Source organism: Sulfitobacter sp. UBA4523 (assembly GCF_002388305.1).
Classification (GTDB): domain Bacteria; phylum Pseudomonadota; class Alphaproteobacteria; order Rhodobacterales; family Rhodobacteraceae; genus Sulfitobacter; species Sulfitobacter pontiacus.
The window spans coordinates 1,863-19,573 of sequence record NZ_DGMH01000034.1 but is presented as its reverse complement, the minus strand read 5'-3'; the positions used below and the strand labels follow the sequence as shown (position 1 = coordinate 19,573).

The 17,711-nt window shown below is 61.4% G+C and carries 16 protein-coding genes and 1 tRNA gene; 6 read left to right on the top strand and 11 right to left on the bottom strand.

What is annotated here, in order from left to right; genetic code table 11:
* The 5 genes from moaC to B3849_RS08370 form a co-directional block, all read right to left on the bottom strand.
* A partial coding sequence (gene moaC / locus B3849_RS08390) for a cyclic pyranopterin monophosphate synthase MoaC (protein ID WP_286780018.1) occupies nt 1-470 on the bottom strand: 470 nt, incomplete at its 3' end.
* Complete coding sequence (gene trpC, locus B3849_RS08385) at nt 470-1,294, bottom strand: indole-3-glycerol phosphate synthase TrpC (protein WP_009824807.1); 825 nt, start codon at nt 1,292-1,294, stop codon at nt 470-472. The genes trpC and moaC, both read right to left, overlap by 1 nt.
* Nucleotides 1,291-1,959 (bottom strand): uracil-DNA glycosylase, encoded by a 669-nt coding sequence (locus B3849_RS08380; RefSeq protein ID WP_064216417.1) that lies wholly within the window; start codon nt 1,957-1,959, stop codon nt 1,291-1,293. Before B3849_RS08380 ends, trpC begins: the two co-directional genes overlap by 4 nt.
* Nucleotides 1,956-2,975, bottom strand: a complete 1,020-nt coding sequence (trpD, locus tag B3849_RS08375; protein ID WP_278425451.1) for an anthranilate phosphoribosyltransferase — start codon at nt 2,973-2,975, stop codon at nt 1,956-1,958. Before trpD ends, B3849_RS08380 begins: the two co-directional genes overlap by 4 nt.
* A complete protein-coding gene (locus B3849_RS08370) occupies nt 2,972-3,553 on the bottom strand; it encodes an anthranilate synthase component II (RefSeq protein ID WP_005853838.1) in 582 nt (193 codons plus the stop codon). The genes trpD and B3849_RS08370 overlap by 4 nt, the downstream gene beginning before the upstream one ends.
* A 158-nt stretch (nt 3,554-3,711) precedes the next feature.
* Here B3849_RS08370 and B3849_RS08365 point away from each other — a divergent pair, with 158 nt between their 5' ends.
* Nucleotides 3,712-5,310 carry a divergent polysaccharide deacetylase family protein gene (locus B3849_RS08365; protein ID WP_278425450.1) on the top strand — a complete coding sequence of 533 codons (1,599 nt, stop codon included), beginning with the start codon at nt 3,712-3,714 and terminating at the stop codon, nt 5,308-5,310.
* A gap of 65 nt (nt 5,311-5,375) precedes the next feature.
* On the opposite strand, the gene B3849_RS08360 is transcribed toward B3849_RS08365, so the two are convergent.
* From B3849_RS08360 to fabI, 6 genes are all read right to left on the bottom strand, one after another.
* Nucleotides 5,376-6,416, bottom strand: coding sequence for a succinylglutamate desuccinylase/aspartoacylase family protein (locus B3849_RS08360; protein WP_286780017.1), 1,041 nt, complete (start codon nt 6,414-6,416; stop codon nt 5,376-5,378).
* Between the two features lie 2 nt (nt 6,417-6,418).
* Nucleotides 6,419-7,930 carry an anthranilate synthase component I gene (gene trpE / locus B3849_RS08355; protein WP_005853832.1) on the bottom strand — a complete coding sequence of 504 codons (1,512 nt, stop codon included), beginning with the start codon at nt 7,928-7,930 and terminating at the stop codon, nt 6,419-6,421.
* 12 nt (nt 7,931-7,942) lie between these two features.
* Nucleotides 7,943-9,787: a peptidyl-prolyl cis-trans isomerase gene (locus B3849_RS08350; protein WP_074634369.1), complete on the bottom strand. Its 1,845-nt coding sequence runs from the start codon at nt 9,785-9,787 to the stop codon at nt 7,943-7,945.
* A 67-nt stretch (nt 9,788-9,854) separates the two neighbouring features.
* Nucleotides 9,855-11,021, bottom strand: coding sequence for an aminotransferase (locus B3849_RS08345; RefSeq protein WP_278425448.1), 1,167 nt, complete (start codon nt 11,019-11,021; stop codon nt 9,855-9,857).
* A 135-nt stretch (nt 11,022-11,156) separates the two neighbouring features.
* The gene (gene gpt / locus B3849_RS08340; RefSeq protein ID WP_005853828.1) at nt 11,157-11,669 is read right to left on the bottom strand and encodes a xanthine phosphoribosyltransferase; all 513 of its coding nucleotides are present in this window, start codon (nt 11,667-11,669) and stop codon (nt 11,157-11,159) included.
* A gap of 4 nt (nt 11,670-11,673) precedes the next feature.
* Nucleotides 11,674-12,480 carry an enoyl-ACP reductase FabI gene (gene fabI / locus B3849_RS08335; protein WP_005853827.1) on the bottom strand — a complete coding sequence of 269 codons (807 nt, stop codon included), beginning with the start codon at nt 12,478-12,480 and terminating at the stop codon, nt 11,674-11,676.
* A gap of 220 nt (nt 12,481-12,700) precedes the next feature.
* Here fabI and pdxH point away from each other — a divergent pair, with 220 nt between their 5' ends.
* The 5 genes from pdxH to B3849_RS08310 all read left to right on the top strand — a co-directional run.
* A complete protein-coding gene (gene pdxH, locus B3849_RS08330; RefSeq protein ID WP_278425482.1) occupies nt 12,701-13,306 on the top strand; it encodes a pyridoxamine 5'-phosphate oxidase in 606 nt (201 codons plus the stop codon).
* A 72-nt stretch (nt 13,307-13,378) separates the two neighbouring features.
* A complete protein-coding gene (locus tag B3849_RS08325) occupies nt 13,379-13,927 on the top strand; it encodes a cold-shock protein (protein ID WP_174226609.1) in 549 nt (182 codons plus the stop codon).
* A 35-nt stretch (nt 13,928-13,962) separates the two neighbouring features.
* The gene (locus B3849_RS08320; RefSeq protein ID WP_243251820.1) at nt 13,963-14,391 is read left to right on the top strand and encodes a DUF192 domain-containing protein; all 429 of its coding nucleotides are present in this window, start codon (nt 13,963-13,965) and stop codon (nt 14,389-14,391) included.
* Nucleotides 14,392-14,465: 74 nt separating this feature from the next.
* Nucleotides 14,466-14,542 (top strand) — tRNA-Pro (locus B3849_RS08315).
* A gap of 640 nt (nt 14,543-15,182) precedes the next feature.
* Nucleotides 15,183-17,711: adenosylcobalamin-dependent ribonucleoside-diphosphate reductase (locus tag B3849_RS08310; protein WP_286780016.1), on the top strand; the 2,529-nt coding region annotated here is incomplete at its 3' end.

Sequence of the window (17,711 nt, the reverse complement as noted above, 5' to 3'; positions counted from 1 at the left end):
TCTGCCTCGTATCGGCCCGATTTGCCGCCGTCTTTCAGCACGACCCGCAGGCCGCCGATTTCCATACCTTTGTCCACGGCCTTGGCCATGTCATAGACGGTCAGCGCGGTGACAGAGGCGGCGGTCAGCGCCTCCATCTCGACGCCGGTCTGTCCGGTGGTCTTGACGGTCGCGGCGATGCGCAGGCCGGGCAGGTCGGCATCGGGTGTCAGTTCAACCGACACTTTGGTGATCGGCAGAGGGTGGCACAGCGGAATCAGATCGGCGGTGCGTTTTGCAGCCATGATCCCCGCCAGACGTGCCACACCCATGACATCACCCTTTTTAGCGCGGCCTTCGGTAATGATATCAAAGGTTTCGCGCAACATCTTGATGTGGGTTTCAGCAACGGCCACCCGCGACGTCACGGGCTTGTCCGACACGTCGACCATATGCGCGTCACCCTTACCGTCAAAATGCGTGAGCGCCATTACATGCCCCCCGGCCGCAGCGGTGTGGCCAGCAGGTTGCGGGTTGCGACCTCTACATCGTCCTGACGCATCAGGCTTTCCCCGATCAGGAACACCCGCGATCCGTATTTCGCCATATCGGCCAGATCTTCGGGCGTGTTCAGCCCGCTTTCCGATACGATCATCTTTTCCACATCCACATGTTTCGACAGGCGGCGCGTGGTATCAAGCGTCGTCTCGAAGGTTTTGAGGTTGCGGTTGTTGATCCCCATCATGCGGCTTTTCAGCACGGCGGCGCGGTCCAGCTCTTCCTTGTCATGCACCTCGATCAGCGCGTCCATGCCCCATTGGGCGGCGGCGTCCTCAAGCTCGATCGCTTGGGCATCGCTGACAGAGGCCATGATGATCAGGATACAATCGGCCCCAAGCGCGCGGGCTTCGGCGACCTGATAGGGGTCGTACATGAAATCCTTGCGCAGCACGGGCAGGGTGCAGGCCTCACGGGCGGCGACAAGATATTCCTTGGCCCCCTGAAAGCTGGGCGTGTCTGTCAGCACCGACAGACAGGTCGCACCACCCGCGGCATAGGCAGCGGCCAGTGTAGCGGGGTCGAAATCGGCGCGGATCAACCCTTTTGACGGGCTTGCCTTCTTGACCTCGGCAATCAGCCCGTACCCCTCGCGCGAGGCGTCGAACAACGCGTCGGCAAAGGGGCGCACGGGCGAGGCGGCGCGCGCCTCTGCCTCTACGGCCTCAAGCGGTTTGGCGGCCTTGTCGGCGGCGATCTCTTCCAGCTTGTAGGCTTTGATCTTGTCTAGGATGGTGCCAGTGTTGGTATCGGTCATGATGTCTCCGGTGTTGCCCAGTTTATGGCCGCTTGGCCTTGGGCGTGCAACCAGTCATTGCAGCGCGAGAAGGGGCGTGACCCGAAAAACCCACGCCGCGCGGACAGGGGCGACGGGTGCGGGGTTTCGAGCTTGAAGTTCGGTCCCCCGTCCACATCCCGCGCGACTTTCTGGGCATGCGCACCCCACAGCAAATAGGCGCGGGGACGGTCGGCCAAGCGGCCAAGAATTTGCGTGGTCAGCTGCTGCCAGCCCAGTTTCCCATGGCCGCCTGCGTCCCGCGCAGGCACGGTCAATGTGGTGTTCAACAACAGCACGCCCTGATCCGCCCAGAACCGCAGATCGGCATCCGGTGGGCAGGCGCCGATGTCATCCACCATTTCCTTATAGATATTGGACAGCGAACGGGGCAGCGGTTTGGTATCGGCGCTGGCGGAGAAGGCAAAGCCGTGGGCGTGGCCGGGGGTGGGATAGGGATCTTGCCCCAGGATCACCACGCGCACCGCGTCGGGCTGGGTATGTTCCAGCGCGGCGAAAACCTGCGGTCGGGGCGGCAGCGTCTCGCGCGGGTCCGCGGCTAGCGCGGCGGCGATGCCGGGCAGGGTGTCGTCAAAGAACGCAAGGTCGCGCCAGGCCCCGAGGCGCGACAGGTCAAAACGGCTCATGCGGTCTGGGTGATCCGCGCGACTTGGGTGATCTTGTCACGGGCCGCACCGCTGTCGATGCTGTGGCGCGCCATCTCTACCCCCGCTTTCAGATCGGGCGCGGCATCGGCCACGACCAGCGCCGCCGCCGAATTGAGCAAGACCGCATCTCGGTAGGCCGATGGGGTTCCGTCCAGCAGTGCGTTGAAATAACGTGCGTTTTCTTCGGGTGTGCCGCCGATGATATCCTCGAACGGATGGACCGGAAGGCCCGCGTCTTCGGGCGTGATCTCGAATTCGGAAATGGTGCCATCAGGGTTCAGCGCGGCGATCCAGCTGGTGCCGGTGATCGTCAGCTCGTCCGTCCCGTCGGAGCCATGCACAAGCCACGCTTTTTCAGAGCCAAGCGCGCCAAGTGTTTCGGCCATCGGGCGGATCAGATCGCGGCGATAGGCCCCGGTCAGCTGCCGTTTGACGCCCGCAGGGTTGGTCAGCGGGCCGAGGATGTTGAAGATCGTGCGTGTGCCCAGTTCGGACCGCGTGGGCATGACATGGGCAATCGCGGGATGGTGCATCGGGGCCATCATAAAGCCGATGCCCGCATCGCGCAGGGCGGCCTCGACCACTTTTGGTCCGACCATCACCTTGAGCCCCATCTGCGTCAGCGCATCCGCCGCGCCGGATTTGGACGACAGGTTGCGGTTGCCATGTTTCGCCACCACGACGCCCGCGCCGGCAACGACAAAGGCCGTCGCGGTAGAGATATTCAGCGTGCCCTTGCCATCACCACCGGTCCCCACGATGTCCATCGCGCCTTCGGGGGCGGTGACGGGATTGCATTTGGCGCGCATGACATGGGCGGCGGCAGCATATTCATCCACCGTCTCGCCACGGGTGCGCAGGGCCATCAGGAAACCACCGATCTGGCTTGGGGTCGCTTCGCCCTCGAACAGGATCTGGAACGCGGTCTCGGCCTGATCGCGGGTCAGCGGGCCATTGGCGGCCGCATCGATCAGAGGTTTCAGAGCATCGCTCATGCGGGCACCTTTACGTTGTTCAGAAAGTTTTGCAGCATCTGGTGACCGTGGTCCGAACGGATCGATTCCGGGTGGAACTGCACGCCATGCAGCGGCAGGTCACGGTGTTGCAGGCCCATGATCGTGCCGTCCTCAAGCTCTGCCGTGATCTCAAGACAGTCGGGCAGGGTGGCGCGGTCAACGATCAGCGAATGATAGCGCGTCGCGGCAAAGGGCGATGGCAGCCCCGCAAAGACGCCCTGACCCTTGTGGTGCATCATGCCCATCTTGCCGTGCACGATTTCGCCCGCGCGCACGACCTTGCCGCCGAACGCCTGACCCAGCGTCTGATGGCCAAGGCACACACCCAATAGCGGCGTGCTTGTTTCGGCGGCGGCTGCCGTCAACGCAAGGCAGATGCCCGCTTGATCCGGGTCGCAGGGGCCGGGCGACAGGATGATCCCCGCGGGGTTCATCGCCATCGCGGCCTGCACGTCGATCTGGTCGTTGCGGCGGATTTCGACTTCGGCCCCGAGGTCACCCAGATAGTGTACGAGGTTGTAGGTGAAGCTATCGTAGTTATCTATCAAGAGCAGCATGCGGCAATTCTTTGTATTGGGGCAGGGTTTAGGGCTAGAGGAACCGCGCAAAACCACGGTATAATGTCCGCTGATACATGTTCAGGGTTAAGACCTATCGTCAAGGGCAGCAGGCCGGAGAGCCGCGCGAACCGGAACAAAAACAGGAGCGATCATCTATGTCACGCGGGTTTATTGGCGGCATCCTCATTGGTGCGGTATTCAGTGTCGGCGTCGCCGGTGTCGCGTCCTTCATGGTGCCTATGGGGCCCGCGCCCTTGCAAGACACGCCTGTGCCAAGTGACGCGCCTGACGCAGAGCGCGCGACCAACGCGCCCGAAATGCCGGAACCCCCGGTGGTAGCGGCTGATGAAACGCCCCTGACGGCAGCTGAGGACACTAACGAGGATGTGATCACGCCAGAGCCGGAGCCAGTTGTCGAAGAGCCTGTCGTCGAGGAGCCGACCGTTGAACCAGAGCCCGAGACTGTGCCGAAAGCCGGGGTCGCACCAGAAGTAGAAGCACCGGTCGCGCAAGAGGCTGTTCAAGACGCACCTTTAGAGGACGCGCCGGACGTCGCGGCAGCGCCTGAGACGGTAGAGGCTGAACCACAGCCCGAGCCAGAGGTCGCCCCAACGCCGCAGCCCGCGCCGCAGATCGCACAGGATATCGACGCGACAGCCTCCGTGACCGTGCTCGATGCGGCTGCACCGAAGATCACGCTCGATGATCCTGTCTTGCCCAATCCGATGGCGCTCGCACCGATGGAACCGACCGAGCCGGATGCGCTTGGCATCGAGACCCGGACAGCACCGCCCGTCACCGCCGACGAAAGCGTCGACACGCCAGTGTCGCCCACGCCGGATACCGATGTCGCCACCGCGCCAAGCGCGCCCGACGCGCAACCCGAAGAAGCCCCCGCCGATGTTGTCTTTGGCGCGCCCGAGCAACGCACAGACGGGCGGCCCACAATCGGTACCCCTGCGGCGATCACCTCTGAACGGGATACGGGCGTGACGATCAACCGCCTGCCGACCGCCCAATCGGGCGAACAGACCGCCCCCGAGGCGCAAGCCACCGCACAAAGCCCCGCGATCACCCGGTATGGTCAGCCTTTCGCGAACCCTGATGACAAACCGCTGATGAGCGTCCTGTTGATGGACGTGGGCAGTGACCTGCAAGGGGGCGAGGTCGGTATCGCCGCGCTGCGCAGCTTTCCCTATCCGCTGAGCTTTGCCGTCGACGTCAGCCTGCCAGACGCGGCAGAGCGCATGCAGACCTACCGCAATGAAGGGTTCGAGGTGCTGGCGATGGTCGACCTGCCTCAAGGCGCGCAGCCAAGCGATGCAGAGACCACGCTGGCGGTCGCCTTCTCGCGCATGCCCGAAGTGATCGGCGTGCTGGAAGGGCTGGGTGCCGGGCTGCAACCCGACCGCGCAACAGCAGATCAGGTGACTGCGATCCTTGGGCAGGGGGGCTATGGCCTTGTGACCCAGGACAAGGGGCTGAACACGATGCCCAAGCTTGCAGTGAAAGAGGGCGTGCCCGCTGCACCCGTGTTCCGCGACTTTGACAGCAAGGGGCAGACGCCCACCGTGATCCGGCGGTTCCTTGATCAGGCCGCGTTCAAGGCGGGGATCGAAGGGTCGGTGATCATGATGGGGCGGATGCGGCCCGAGACGATCTCGGCGCTGTTGGTCTGGGGGTTACAGGACCGTGCCAGCCAGGTCGCACTCGCCCCTGTCTCAGCCGTGCTGAAAAACGCGACGCCTGAATGATCCACCGGTAAAGCCGTCAAAACCTGCGCGCTGCGCGGGCTTCGACGTGCCTGAGTGTGATCTGCCTAGATAATCTCGTCTTCGTCGAACAGCGGGTCGCTTTCGAGCTGCGTGATCATATCCTCGACCGTGTCTGCCACCGCCTTGGGCAGCAGCTTTGCCAAGTGGAAGACCGCGTCGCCCTCGTTCACCACGGGCAGGATCGCGCGGCCGATCAGGATACCGTCATGGGGTGCGATAATATCCTCTTCGGTCTTGCCGAACGGGTCAGAGACTGTCGCCAGTGCGTCGCCCTGTTTCACGGTCTCCCCCTCGGCCCTGAAGGTGCGCAGCAGCCCACCCACGGGCGCGCGCAGCCAGGTCGAGCTTGAGCAGACATGGGACTGCCTGCGTGAAGGGGTGATGCCCTTGGCCGGCAGCATGTCTTCGGCATGCATGACCCGCAAGATACCCGCAACGCCCGCGCGCACCGCCATCTCGTCAAAGCGCAGCCCTTCGCCCGCCTCGTAGAGCAGGATCGGCGTGCCTTGTTTCGCGGCGACCGCGCGCAGCGATCCGTCGCGCAGGGGCGAGGTCAGCACCACCGGTGCGGCAAAGCTGGCGGCCATGCGCCGCGTCACCGCATCTGATGGAGAGATCCGCACCTGCGGCAGGTTGGTCCGGTGGATCGCGGCTGAATGCAGATCGATTCCGAAATCACAGCGCAGCACCACGTCGTTCAGAAAGATATGCGCCAGCCGTGACCCCAAAGACCCAGACGGGTGCCCCGGAAAACAGCGATTCAGATCGCGCCGGTCCGGCAGATAGCGTGACCGGTTCAGGAAACCGAAAGAGTTCACCACCGGGATCACCAGCAGCGTCCCCCGCAGGGATTTCAACTGCGGTGCGCGCAGCAGACGGCGCACGATCTCGACCCCGATCAGCTCGTCCCCGTGAACAGCGGCGCTGACAAACATGGTGGGGCCGGGGCGCTTGCCGTGGATCACTTCAAGCGAGAGCCCGACAGGCGTGTGGTCCGGCAGGATCGAGATCGGCAAGTCGATCTGTGCCCGAGAGCCGGGCGCCACGTGTTGACCCGCAATCTCGAACGGGGCTTGGGTCGGCATCCTCAGCTGTTCCCTTGACCTGCGAAGCGTGCTGCATCGGCCGCCGCACGGCGGATCGCGTCGGATTTATGCACCGTTTCCATATACTCCGCCTCTGCGTCGCTGTCATAGACGACGCCGCCGCCGGCCTGAATATACAGGGTCTTGTCCTTGATGACGGCCGTGCGCAGCGCGATGCACATGTCCATGTCGCCGCCCGCGCTAAAGTAGCCTACACCGCCGCCGTAGAGCCCGCGTTTCTCGGGTTCCAGCTCGTCGATAATCTCCATCGCGCGGACCTTGGGCGCGCCTGAAACGGTGCCCGCAGGCATCCCGGCAAAGAAGGCATCCAGCGCATCGCGGTCTTCGCGCAGCTCGCCCACGACATTGGACACGATGTGCATCACGTGGCTGTAGCGTTCGACGATGAATTCCTCGGTCGGGCGCACGGTGCCGATCTTGGCGACCCGGCCCACGTCATTGCGGCCCAGATCAAGCAGCATCAGATGCTCAGCCAGCTCTTTCTGGTCGGCCAGCAGATCAGCCTCCAGCGCGCGGTCTTCTTCCGGCGTGGCCCCGCGACGACGGGTACCTGCAACGGGGCGGATCGTGATCTCGTTGCCGAAGACGCGCACAAGGATCTCGGGCGAGGCCCCGACGACGTGGAAATCACCGAAGTTGAAATAGAACATGAAGGGCGACGGGTTGGTCCGGCGCAGACTGCGATACAGCGCGAACGGCGGCTGCGAGAACCCCTGCGCCCACCGTTGCGACGGCACCACCTGAAAGATGTCGCCCGCCACGATATATTCCCGCGCTTTTTCAACGGCGGATTTATAGCCTTCGCGGGTGAAATTGCTGACGGGGGCGGATTCTTCGTGGGCGTCGCCCAGATCACGGCTGGTGCCGGGCATCGACCGTTCCAGATCACGCACCGCATCCATCACGCGTTCGGCGGCTTGGGCATAAGCGGCCTTGGCCGATTGCCCGTCAGACACCCAAGCTGGCGACACGATCGTGACCTCGCCCTTGACCCCGTCAAGCACGGCAATCACCGAGGGGCGCACCATCATCGCATCGGGCAGCCCCATGGGATCGGGGTTCACATTCGGCAGATGTTCCACCAGCCGGATCATGTCATACCCCAGATAGCCGAACAGCCCGGCGGCGGCTTGCGGCAGGTCATCGGGCAGGTCGATCTTCGACTCCGCGATCACCGCACGCAAAGTATCCAGCGGATCCCCCGCGACATCGTCGAAGGCATCCACGTCATAGCGTGCCGAACGGTTGATGGCCGACGTGGTGCCCTGACAGCGCCAGATCAGATCGGGCTTCATCCCGATAATCGAATAGCGCCCGCGGACCTCGCCGCCGGTCACAGATTCCAGAACAAAGGCGTTCTGTGCCGCACCGGTGAGCTTGAGCATCAGCGAAACAGGCGTATCCAGATCGGCAGCCAGACGGGTATAAACGATCTGGTTCTTGCCCGCCGCATAGCCTGCGGCAAAGCTGTCATAATCGGGTGTCAACGACATGGGAGACCTACCTTAGGGGAAGTTCACGTGGACGGCGTTGATCGCCTGCTGATCGACACGCGGTGCCGTCCGGCGGATCACGTCGTCAGAGAAAGCGGCGAAAAGCGCTTGCGACAGCTGGTCATCCAGCTGGGTGGCGATCTGGGTTTTGACCTGCGTCATCCGGTCATTCTCGCCCGCGTCCTTGATGCTATCAAGACGGACAAGCGCGACCTCATCGGCACCTTCCAGCAGTTCGACCTCGCCGGGGGCTGCGTCAAACACAGCGGCGATAAACCCCTGCGGTGCGGCGCTGACCACGGCGTCGCGGGTCTGGTCGGTCCCGGTCTTGGGCTCCAGCCCCAGCTCGGCAAAATCAGCGCCATCGGCAAGTTCGGCCTGCAGGGTCTCGGCCTTGGCACGCAGGGCGGTGATCAATTGTTCGTTCTGCCACGCCTCGGCCACGTCTGCACGTGCGGCGTCAAACGGGTTGGGGCGTTCCTCTTTGGTGCCATCAAGACGCATGGCAAAAACGCTACCGTCATCCAGCTGCTGGATCTGGGGGAAGTCGCCTTCGGTCAGACGTGTCGCGGCCTCGCGGAAACCGGCATAGGCGGCGATGCTTTCGCTGCTGTCCTGGGTCCATTCGATGGTGCTGAGGGTCATTTTGCTTTCCTCGGCGATCTGTTCCAGCGTGGCCCCACCGGCCAATTGGTCATCCAGATCCTGGGCGCGGACCTCTACCAGGCGGGCCGCGCGGTCCGCGGCAAGGTCTTGCACCAGCGTCGGGCGGGCTTCTTCGAAGGTGGTGTTCAGCGACGGCAGCACACCGTTCACACGGAACAATGCAGGCCCGAGGTTGCTGGGCAGCGGGCCGACAATATCACCCACTTCGGCAGCAAACACGGCGTCCCCTGCGGCACCCAGCTGTTGCTGGCTCAGATCGCCAAGATCCACATCCGACAGGGAAAGCCCACGGTCCGCGACCAGCCCCTCAAATGTGTTGCCATCAACCTCGAGCGCGGCGGCAGCCTGATCGGCTGCCTCCTGATCGCGGAAGACCAGACGTTCGACCAAGCGGCGTTCGGGCTGGATGTATTCATCCGCGCGGTCGTCATAGGCGGCCTGAAGCTCTTCGTCGGTCAGCTCTACTTCGTCCAGCAGATCCTGCGGGCCCATCGTGATATAGCTGATGGTCTTGCTGGCGGGCAGAATGAACTGGTCGGCGTTCTCGTCGTAATAGGCCTGCAGCTGCGCATCGGTGGCGTCGGGCAGGGGCGCATCCAGATCATCTTGCGTCAGTTTGGCCCAGGTAAAGCTGCGCTGCTCGCCCACATAGGAGACAAGCGTGTCAGCATAGGCGTCGGGCATCGCAACCCCGCCGGTGATCGCTTCCTGCAACAGGGTGCGGCCCGCTTCCTCGCGCAGCGATTGTTCGAATTCATTCTCGTTCAGACCGGCCTGCTGTAGGGCAAAGCGATAGCCCTCGCGGTCAAAATTCCCGTCAACGCCTTGAAACGACGGGATTTCCACAACGCGTTCGCGCAGGTTCGCGTCGCCGATGGACAGGCCCATCTCGTCGGCCTCATTGTCGAGCGCGCGCAAACGGACCAGACGTTGCAGCACGGCACGGTCCAGCCCGATGGCTTGGGCTTCTTGAAAGCTAAGCTGTTCGCCGGACTGGCTTTCGATGGCGCGGATCTGCTGCTGCAGCTCGCGGGCATAATCGTCAACCGAGATAGACTTGTCGCCCACTTCGCCGACGGTGCGTGCGCTGCCGTTCAGATTGACCGCGCCAAAACCGCCCAGACCCAGGATCAAAAGACCCATCAGCCCCCATACTGCGGTTTTCGTAAAGCTGTTGCCTTTGGCTTTCATGGTGTCATCCCTTAAACGCACGTTTTGCCCTGTCTATGCGGTGCGCGGCAGGGGGGCAAGAGCCGCGTTAGACCTGTGTCAGACGGTCAAACAGCACCTCAATGCCTGCGACATCCAGATTGGCAAAAGCGAGGCGCAGATGCCGCCCGCCGGTGATATCTTCTGCCGGATGGAACATGGTGCCGGGCAGGGTCAGCACGGCCGCCTCGCGCACCAGCCGCGGGGCCAATGTGGCAGAGCTTTCGTCAAAGGGATGCGAGAGATAGGCGAAATAGCCGCCAAGCCCCAAAAGCTTCCAGCCTTTCGCGTCCAAACGGTGCATGCTGTCGGCAATCGCCTGTCGCCGCGCCAGGATCTCGCGCCGCTCGCCGGCCAGCCATGTGTCAAGGTTCTGCATCCCCCAAAGGGCGGCATGCTGACCGATCTGGCCGGGACAAATGGCAACGGTATCCAGGAACTTCTCAACCTCGGCAAGACGTGCCTGAGAGGCGACAATCGCGCCCACTCGGTGACCAGTCAGACGGTAGGCCTTTGAAAAAGAATATAAATGGATCAACGTATCGTGCCAGTCGGGGTCCTGAAACAGACGGTGCGGCGGGCCGGAACGACTGTCAAAGTCGCGATAGGTCTCGTCCAGGATGAGGGCGATACCGCGCGCACGGGCCAGATCGAAAAACGCCTGCACCAGCTCTTCGGGGTATTCAACGCCGCCGGGGTTGTTGGGCGTGACCAAAGCGATGGCACGGGTGCGGTCGGTGATCAGGGCGGCAGCCTGATCCGGGTCGGGTAAGAGCGCATCCCCCACCGGCAGCGGCACGGCGGCGACACCCGACATGTCCAGCCACATCTTGTGGTTAAAGTACCACGGCACCGGCAGGATCACCTCGTCCCCCTCGGCACAGAGCGTGGCAATCGCAGCGGCAAAGGCCTGATTGCAGCCCGATGTAATCGCCGCTTGCGCGGGCTCTACCGCGCCAGCGTAATGGGCGCTGACCTGCGCGGCCAGCTCGTCACGCAATTCGGGCAGACCCAGCACCGGCCCGTAAAGATGCGCATCATCGTTGTTCAGCGCGACATCAGCCATGGCCTGACGCATGGCCTGCGGGGGCGGATCGACAGGGGCGGCTTGGCTCACGTTGATCAGGGGGCGGTCGGCGTCAAAATGGACGCCCGTCAACCAGCGGCGCGCCTCCATCACCGGAGGAGAGAAAGTCGCGGCGGTACGCGGGGTCATGGTCAATGCTCCTGACTGGGCGAGGGAGGGGGCGCTTCGGCGAGCGGACCAGCGCAAAGTCTGACACGGCGCGGGGCCGCTGCTTCCAAATGGTCCTAAATCCTCGCCGAAGGCAGGTATCTGCGGGGGGGCCGTTTAGTCTTTGCCGCGGTAGGGCTCTACATATTGCAGCGCCATATCCCAGGGGAAGAAAATCCAGGTATCCTGGCTGACTTCGGTAATGAAGGTATCCACCTGCGGGCGGCCCTTGGGCTTGGCATAGACGGTGGCCAGATGCGCATTGGGATAAAGCTGGCGCACGACTTCAAGGGTTTTACCGGAATCCACCAGATCGTCGATGATCAGGATACCGGTGCCGTCGCCCATCAGCTCTGCATCGGGGGCCTTGAGCACGACCGCGTCCGATTGATCCTGATGGTCATAGGACTTGATCGAAATCGTGTCGACGGTGCGGATATCCAGCTCGCGGGCGGCGATCATCGCGGGGGCCATGCCGCCACGGGTGATCGCAACCACAGCACGCCAGCCGCCGTCATCGGGGCCCATGCCGTCCAGACGCCACGCCAGCGCACGGCTGTCACGGTGGATCTGGTCCCAGCTGATGTGAAACCCTTTTTCATGGGGCAGGCGCGAGGCATCCTTGCTCATGTCGTTATTCCTTTGCCATGTCTGGGGCGTCGACGGCTTTCATGCCCACCACGTGATAGCCCGCATCCACATGCAGATTCTCGCCCGTCGTACCCGAGCCAAGATCGCTAAGCAGGAACAGCGCGGATTTACCCACATCGTCGATGGTCACGTTGCGACGCAGGGGCGAGTTATACTCGTTCCACTTCATGATATAGCGGAAGTCGCCGATGCCGGATGCTGCCAATGTCTTGATCGGGCCGGCGCTGATCGCGTTAACGCGGATGCCGTCCTTGCCCAGATCCTCGGCCAGATATTTGACCGATGCTTCCAGAGCGGCCTTGGCGACGCCCATCACATTATAATGCGGCATCACTTTTTCGGCACCGTAATAGGTGAGCGTGACCGCGCTGCCGCCGGACTTCATCATCTTTTCCGCGCGCTGCATCACAGCGGTGAAGGAGTAGACAGAGATATCCATCGACATCGCGAAATTGGCGCGGCTGGTGTCGACATAACGCCCGCGCAATTCGTTCTTGTCAGAGAACCCGATCGCGTGGACGATAAAGTCGATCCCGTCCCAACGTTCGCCCAAAGCGGTAAACAGCGCGTCAATCGACTCTTCCGACCCCACATCGCAGGGCAGGACCAGATCGCTACCCAGTTGCGCCGCCAGCGGATCGACCCGCTTTTTCAGCGCGTCGCCTTGATACGAGAATGCCAGCTCTGCACCGGCATCCGCGAGAGTGCGTGCGATGCCCCAGGCAATCGACTTGTCATTGGCGAGGCCCATGATAAGCCCACGTTTGCCTGCCATCAGGTCATTTGCCATTGTACTTCCTTCGACTATGTCACTGAACTTTTATCCGGTTTATGCTATTGATAGTTTGGCATCAAGGCTGCACGGTGATCGCGGCACTTGAGAGGACGCCGTGATAGACCGCCCTGGCGGTTTTTTCGGCGCGGCGGTGTGTTTAGTTGTTCTAGTATGTCATTTGATGTAAGGCATTGTCGCAAGATTGCGTCGATGCGCAAGGAAGGGGATCATGATCATGGAAGTGCGCAAAGGCATTTTTGCCGGTGACGATCCCTTTGTGATTGCGCGCCGCTGGCTGGATGAGGCAACGCAGACAGAGGTCAACGACCCAAATGCCATCGCGCTATCGACCGTGGATGCCGACGGTCTGCCCAATGCGCGCATGGTGTTGCTAAAGGAAATCGAAGACGCGGCATTCGTCTTTTACACAAACTACACCAGCGCCAAGGCGCAAGAGCTGGATCACGCGGGCAAGGCTGCTTTCGTGATGCATTGGAAATCCCTGCGCCGCCAGATACGGGTGCGCGGCGTGGTTTCCAAAGAAGAAGGCCCGCAGGCGGACGCATATTACAAGTCGCGTTCGCTCAAAAGCCGGTTGGGGGCCTGGGCCTCTGACCAATCGTCCCCTTTAGCCAGCCGTGCGTCATTGGTCGCCGAAGTGGCAAAAGTCACCGCCAAAAAGGGGCCAAACCCAGACCGTCCACCTTTTTGGGGGGGCTACCGGATCACCCCGGTCGAAATCGAGTTCTGGGCCGACGGAGAGTATAGATTGCATGACCGTTTTGTCTGGCGACGTGCCGAACAAACCGGTGATTGGAGCGTAACGAGATTGAACCCATAAGGCGGCTTTTGCCGCTGATATTTTGTACGCGGGCACGCTGTTGCCTGACCTAGAGAAGACCAAAGGACATTTGTGTCAGAAGTATCCAGCAATAGCTCTGCCATTTCCGGCGTGGTGAAATGGTTTGACCCCGCAAAGGGGTTCGGTTTCGTTGTCTCAGACGCTGGCGGGCCTGATATCCTGTTGCACGTCAATGTGTTACGTAATTACGGACAAAGCTCTGTCGCGGACGGAGCGCGCATTGACCTAACGGTGCAAAAGACCGAACGCGGGGTACAGGCGACCCAGGTCCATGCGGTACACCCGCCCGCTGCCGCTCAGGCGATGGCGTTATCGGATATCGTGGGCATCGATCCCGCGCTGGTAGCCGCCGCACCGCTGGAACCCGCGCGGGTCAAATGGTTTGATAAATCCAAAGGCTTTGGTTTCGCGAATGTGTTTGGCAAAAGCGATGACATCTTTCTACATATAGAAGTGTTGCGCCAGTCGGGCCTGTCGGATTTGCAACCGGGCGAGGCATTGGCGCTGCGGGTCATTAACGGGGAACGCGGCCAGATGGCGGCAGAGGTACATGCATGGGAAACGGTACGACTCGATTCATCTGGCACCGCGCAAAGCTGATCCGCGCGGGTCTTTTGGCCTTTGCCACTCTGGCGATGGCAGGGGCGGCCGCTGCCAAATGCAGCGACACCAGCGTGACGCTGCGCGGCGACTGGGGGCAGGCGCGCTTTAGCGTCGAGATTGCCGATGATGCCGGTGAACGTGCCCAAGGATTGATGCATCGCACCTCACTGGCAGGCAGCGCGGGGATGCTCTTTATCTATGAAGAACCGCAGCCTCTCAGCTTTTGGATGCGCAACACTTTGATTCCCCTCGACCTATTGTTCATCGATTCCCGTGGTGTGGTGCAGCACATCCACCATAATGCGATTCCGCTCGACGAATCTCCGCTCGAGGGGGGCAGTGATGCGCTGCTGGCGGTGTTGGAAATCAATGGCGGATTAAGCGCGCGGATGGGCATTACACCGGGGACAGAGCTGCGCCATCCCGCGTTTGCAGGGCGCAATCCGGCATGGCCCTGTTAGTTCGTCAGAAACTATCATTTTCTGTGAACTTAGGGCTTTTCAATCCGATTGCTTGGGGCTAAGTAAGCCGCAGTCGGGGCGTGGCGCAGCCTGGTAGCGCACCTGTTTTGGGTACAGGGGGTCGGAAGTTCGAATCTTCTCGCCCCGACCACTTTAAGAACCACCACATATAGTGTTCCTGATCTGCTTCATGCAGATCAGAACGCTGTATTTGTGTGCAGTCGTTCTTTTTTGCCACAGAAGCACGCTCTAAATCTGGTGAGATAGCCGGGATTGCGAACCTATATCTGGTGGCTGCATAAATTTTTATCATCCACAGTTCCGCCATGTTTATCCCCAGCCCGCTGTTTGGGATTTTGTGGATAACTCAAGCGATACATGAGCCAGCCGCGCTAAACCTTAGCGTTTATTAACTTTATCCGCGGTGTGGAAAACCACCCTCGAGATCCGCTGTCTGTGCATATCATTTCGCTGAATCACCGCGCCGACCGAAGCTTCAAAAAATGCCGATCCGGTCAAGATGCAACTTCCCTTATTTCGATAATAAAGCCGTTGACCCAATAGGGCTGCATACGCCAGTTTGTGTAAATCGACGGGCGGGCCACTACATCTGGTGATTGATCGGGGTGGCCTGCTGATCGGGTGAAATTGGGTTTCGCACATTTGCGCCGGTTAAACGGCTTGATCCAAGACCAACCTGATGCGGGTGCGGGGGACGATGCACACCGGCGATAGGTTTGGCGGCCCGATCATGCCGCTGGTTGAGAGTTTGAAAATTTGGGGCAGCACTTATGAAAATCGAGAGAAAATTCACGCGATCCGGTCAGGATGCCTACGCAGAACTGGACTTTGTGAGCACAGCCTCCGAAATCCGCAATCCTGACGGGTCGGTGGTCTTTCGCCTCGATAACGTCGAAGTGCCCTCCAGCTGGAGCCAGGTCGCCTCTGATGTGATCGCCCAGAAATATTTCCGCAAGGCAGGCGTCCCGTCCGAGACCAAGAAGGTCAAGGAAAAGGGCGTGCCAGAATTCCTCTGGCGTTCGGTGCCGACCGATGACGCGACCATGGGCGGCGAGACGTCGTCGAAGCAAGTGTTCGACCGTCTGGCCGGCGCTTGGGCCTATTGGGGTTGGAAAGGTGGCTATTTCACCACCGAAGAAGACGCCCAAGCCTATTATGACGAGATGCGCCACATCCTGGCCAGCCAGCGCGGCGCACCCAACAGCCCGCAATGGTTCAACACCGGTCTGCATTGGGCTTACGGCATCGATGGTCCCGCGCAGGGGCATTACTATGTTGATTACAAATCCGGCAAGCTGACGCGGTCGACATCGTCTTACGAGCACCCGCAGCCCCACGCTTGCTTCATCCAGTCCGTCGCTGACGATCTGGTCGGTGACGGCGGCATTATGGACCTGTGGGTCCGCGAGGCGCGTCTGTTCAAATACGGTTCCGGCACCGGCACCAACTTCTCGAGCCTGCGGGCGGCGGGCGAGAAACTGTCGGGCGGGGGGAAATCCTCTGGCTTGATGGGTTTTCTGAAAATCGGTGACCGTGCGGCAGGCGCGATCAAATCGGGTGGCACCACACGGCGCGCGGCCAAGATGGTTATCGTTGATGCGGACCACCCCGATATCGAGGATTTCATCAACTGGAAGGTCATCGAAGAGCAAAAGGTGGCGAGCATCGTCGCTGGCTCGAAGATGCATGAACGCGAGCTGAACAAGCTGTTTGCCGCGATCAAAGCATGGGATGGCGCAGAGGCCGACGCCTATGACCCCGCCAAGAACGACCAGCTGAAGGCCGCGATCCGCAGCGCGAAAAAATGCGCGATCCCAGAGACATACGTCAAGCGAGTGCTGGATTATGCCAAGCAGGGTCATACCTCGATCGAATTCCCGACCTATGACACCGACTGGGATTCCGAAGCCTATTCCTCGGTCTCGGGCCAGAACTCCAACAACTCGATCCGGGTGACCAACGCTTTCCTGCACGCCGTCGAAAAAGACGCCGATTGGGAACTGCTGGACCGCACCACGGGGCGCGTGTCGAAAACCATCCGCGCCCGTGACCTGTGGGAGCAAGTCGGCCACGCGGCTTGGGCCTGCGCCGATCCCGGTATCCAGTATCACGACACGGTAAACGACTGGCACACATGCCCCGAAGACGGCGCGATCCGCGGGTCGAACCCGTGCTCCGAATACATGTTCCTCGACGACACGGCCTGTAACCTCGCGTCGATGAACCTGCTGACCTTCCTGCAAGACGAGGAGTTCATGGTCGAAGACTATATGCACGCCTCGCGTCTGTGGACCGTTACGCTCGAAATCTCGGTGATGATGGCGCAGTTCCCGTCCAAGGAAATCGCGCAGCGGTCCTATGATTTCCGCACGCTGGGTCTGGGCTACGCCAACATTGGCGGTCTGCTGATGAACATGGGCTTTAGCTACGACAGCGACGAAGGCCGTGCGCTTTGCGGGGCGCTGACCGCGATCATGACGGGCGTTTCCTATGCCACCTCCGCCGAGATGGCGGGCGAGCTGGGGGCCTTCCCCGGCCACGCCAAGAACGCCGATCATATGCTGCGCGTCATCCGCAATCACCGCAACGCGGCCCACGGCAAGACCGACGGCTACGAGGCCCTGTCGGTCAAACCCGTGCCACTGGATCACGCAAACTGCCCGCAAGCCAACCTGATCGACATCGCCACCGCGACCTGGGACGAAGCCCTGCGTCTTGGCGAAAAGCACGGGTACCGCAACGCGCAAACCTCTGTGATTGCGCCGACGGGCACCATCGGTCTGGTGATGGATTGCGACACCACCGGGATCGAGCCTGACTTTGCGCTGGTGAAATTCAAGAAGCTCGCGGGCGGTGGCTATTTCAAGATCATCAACCAGTCGGTGCCTGCAGCGCTTGAAAAGCTTGGCTACGGCTCCGCCCAGATCGAAGAAATCGTCGGCTATGCCGTCGGTCACGGCACCATCGGCAACGCGCCTGCGATCAACCACACCACGCTGGTCGGCCACGGTTTTGGCCCTAACGAGCTGGCCAAGATCGACGCGGCGCTGGCACAGGCCTTCGACATCCGCTTTGTCTTCAACCAATGGACATTGGGCGAGGAGTTCTGCACGCAAGTCCTTGGCATCCCTGCCGAAAAGCTGAACGACCCGACGTTTGACCTGCTGAAATCCCTGGGCTTTTCCAAGAAAGACATCGAAGCGGCCAACGACCATGTTTGCGGCACGATGACGCTGGAAGGCGCGCCGCACCTCAAGCCCGAACACTACGGCATCTTCGACTGCGCCAACCCCTGCGGC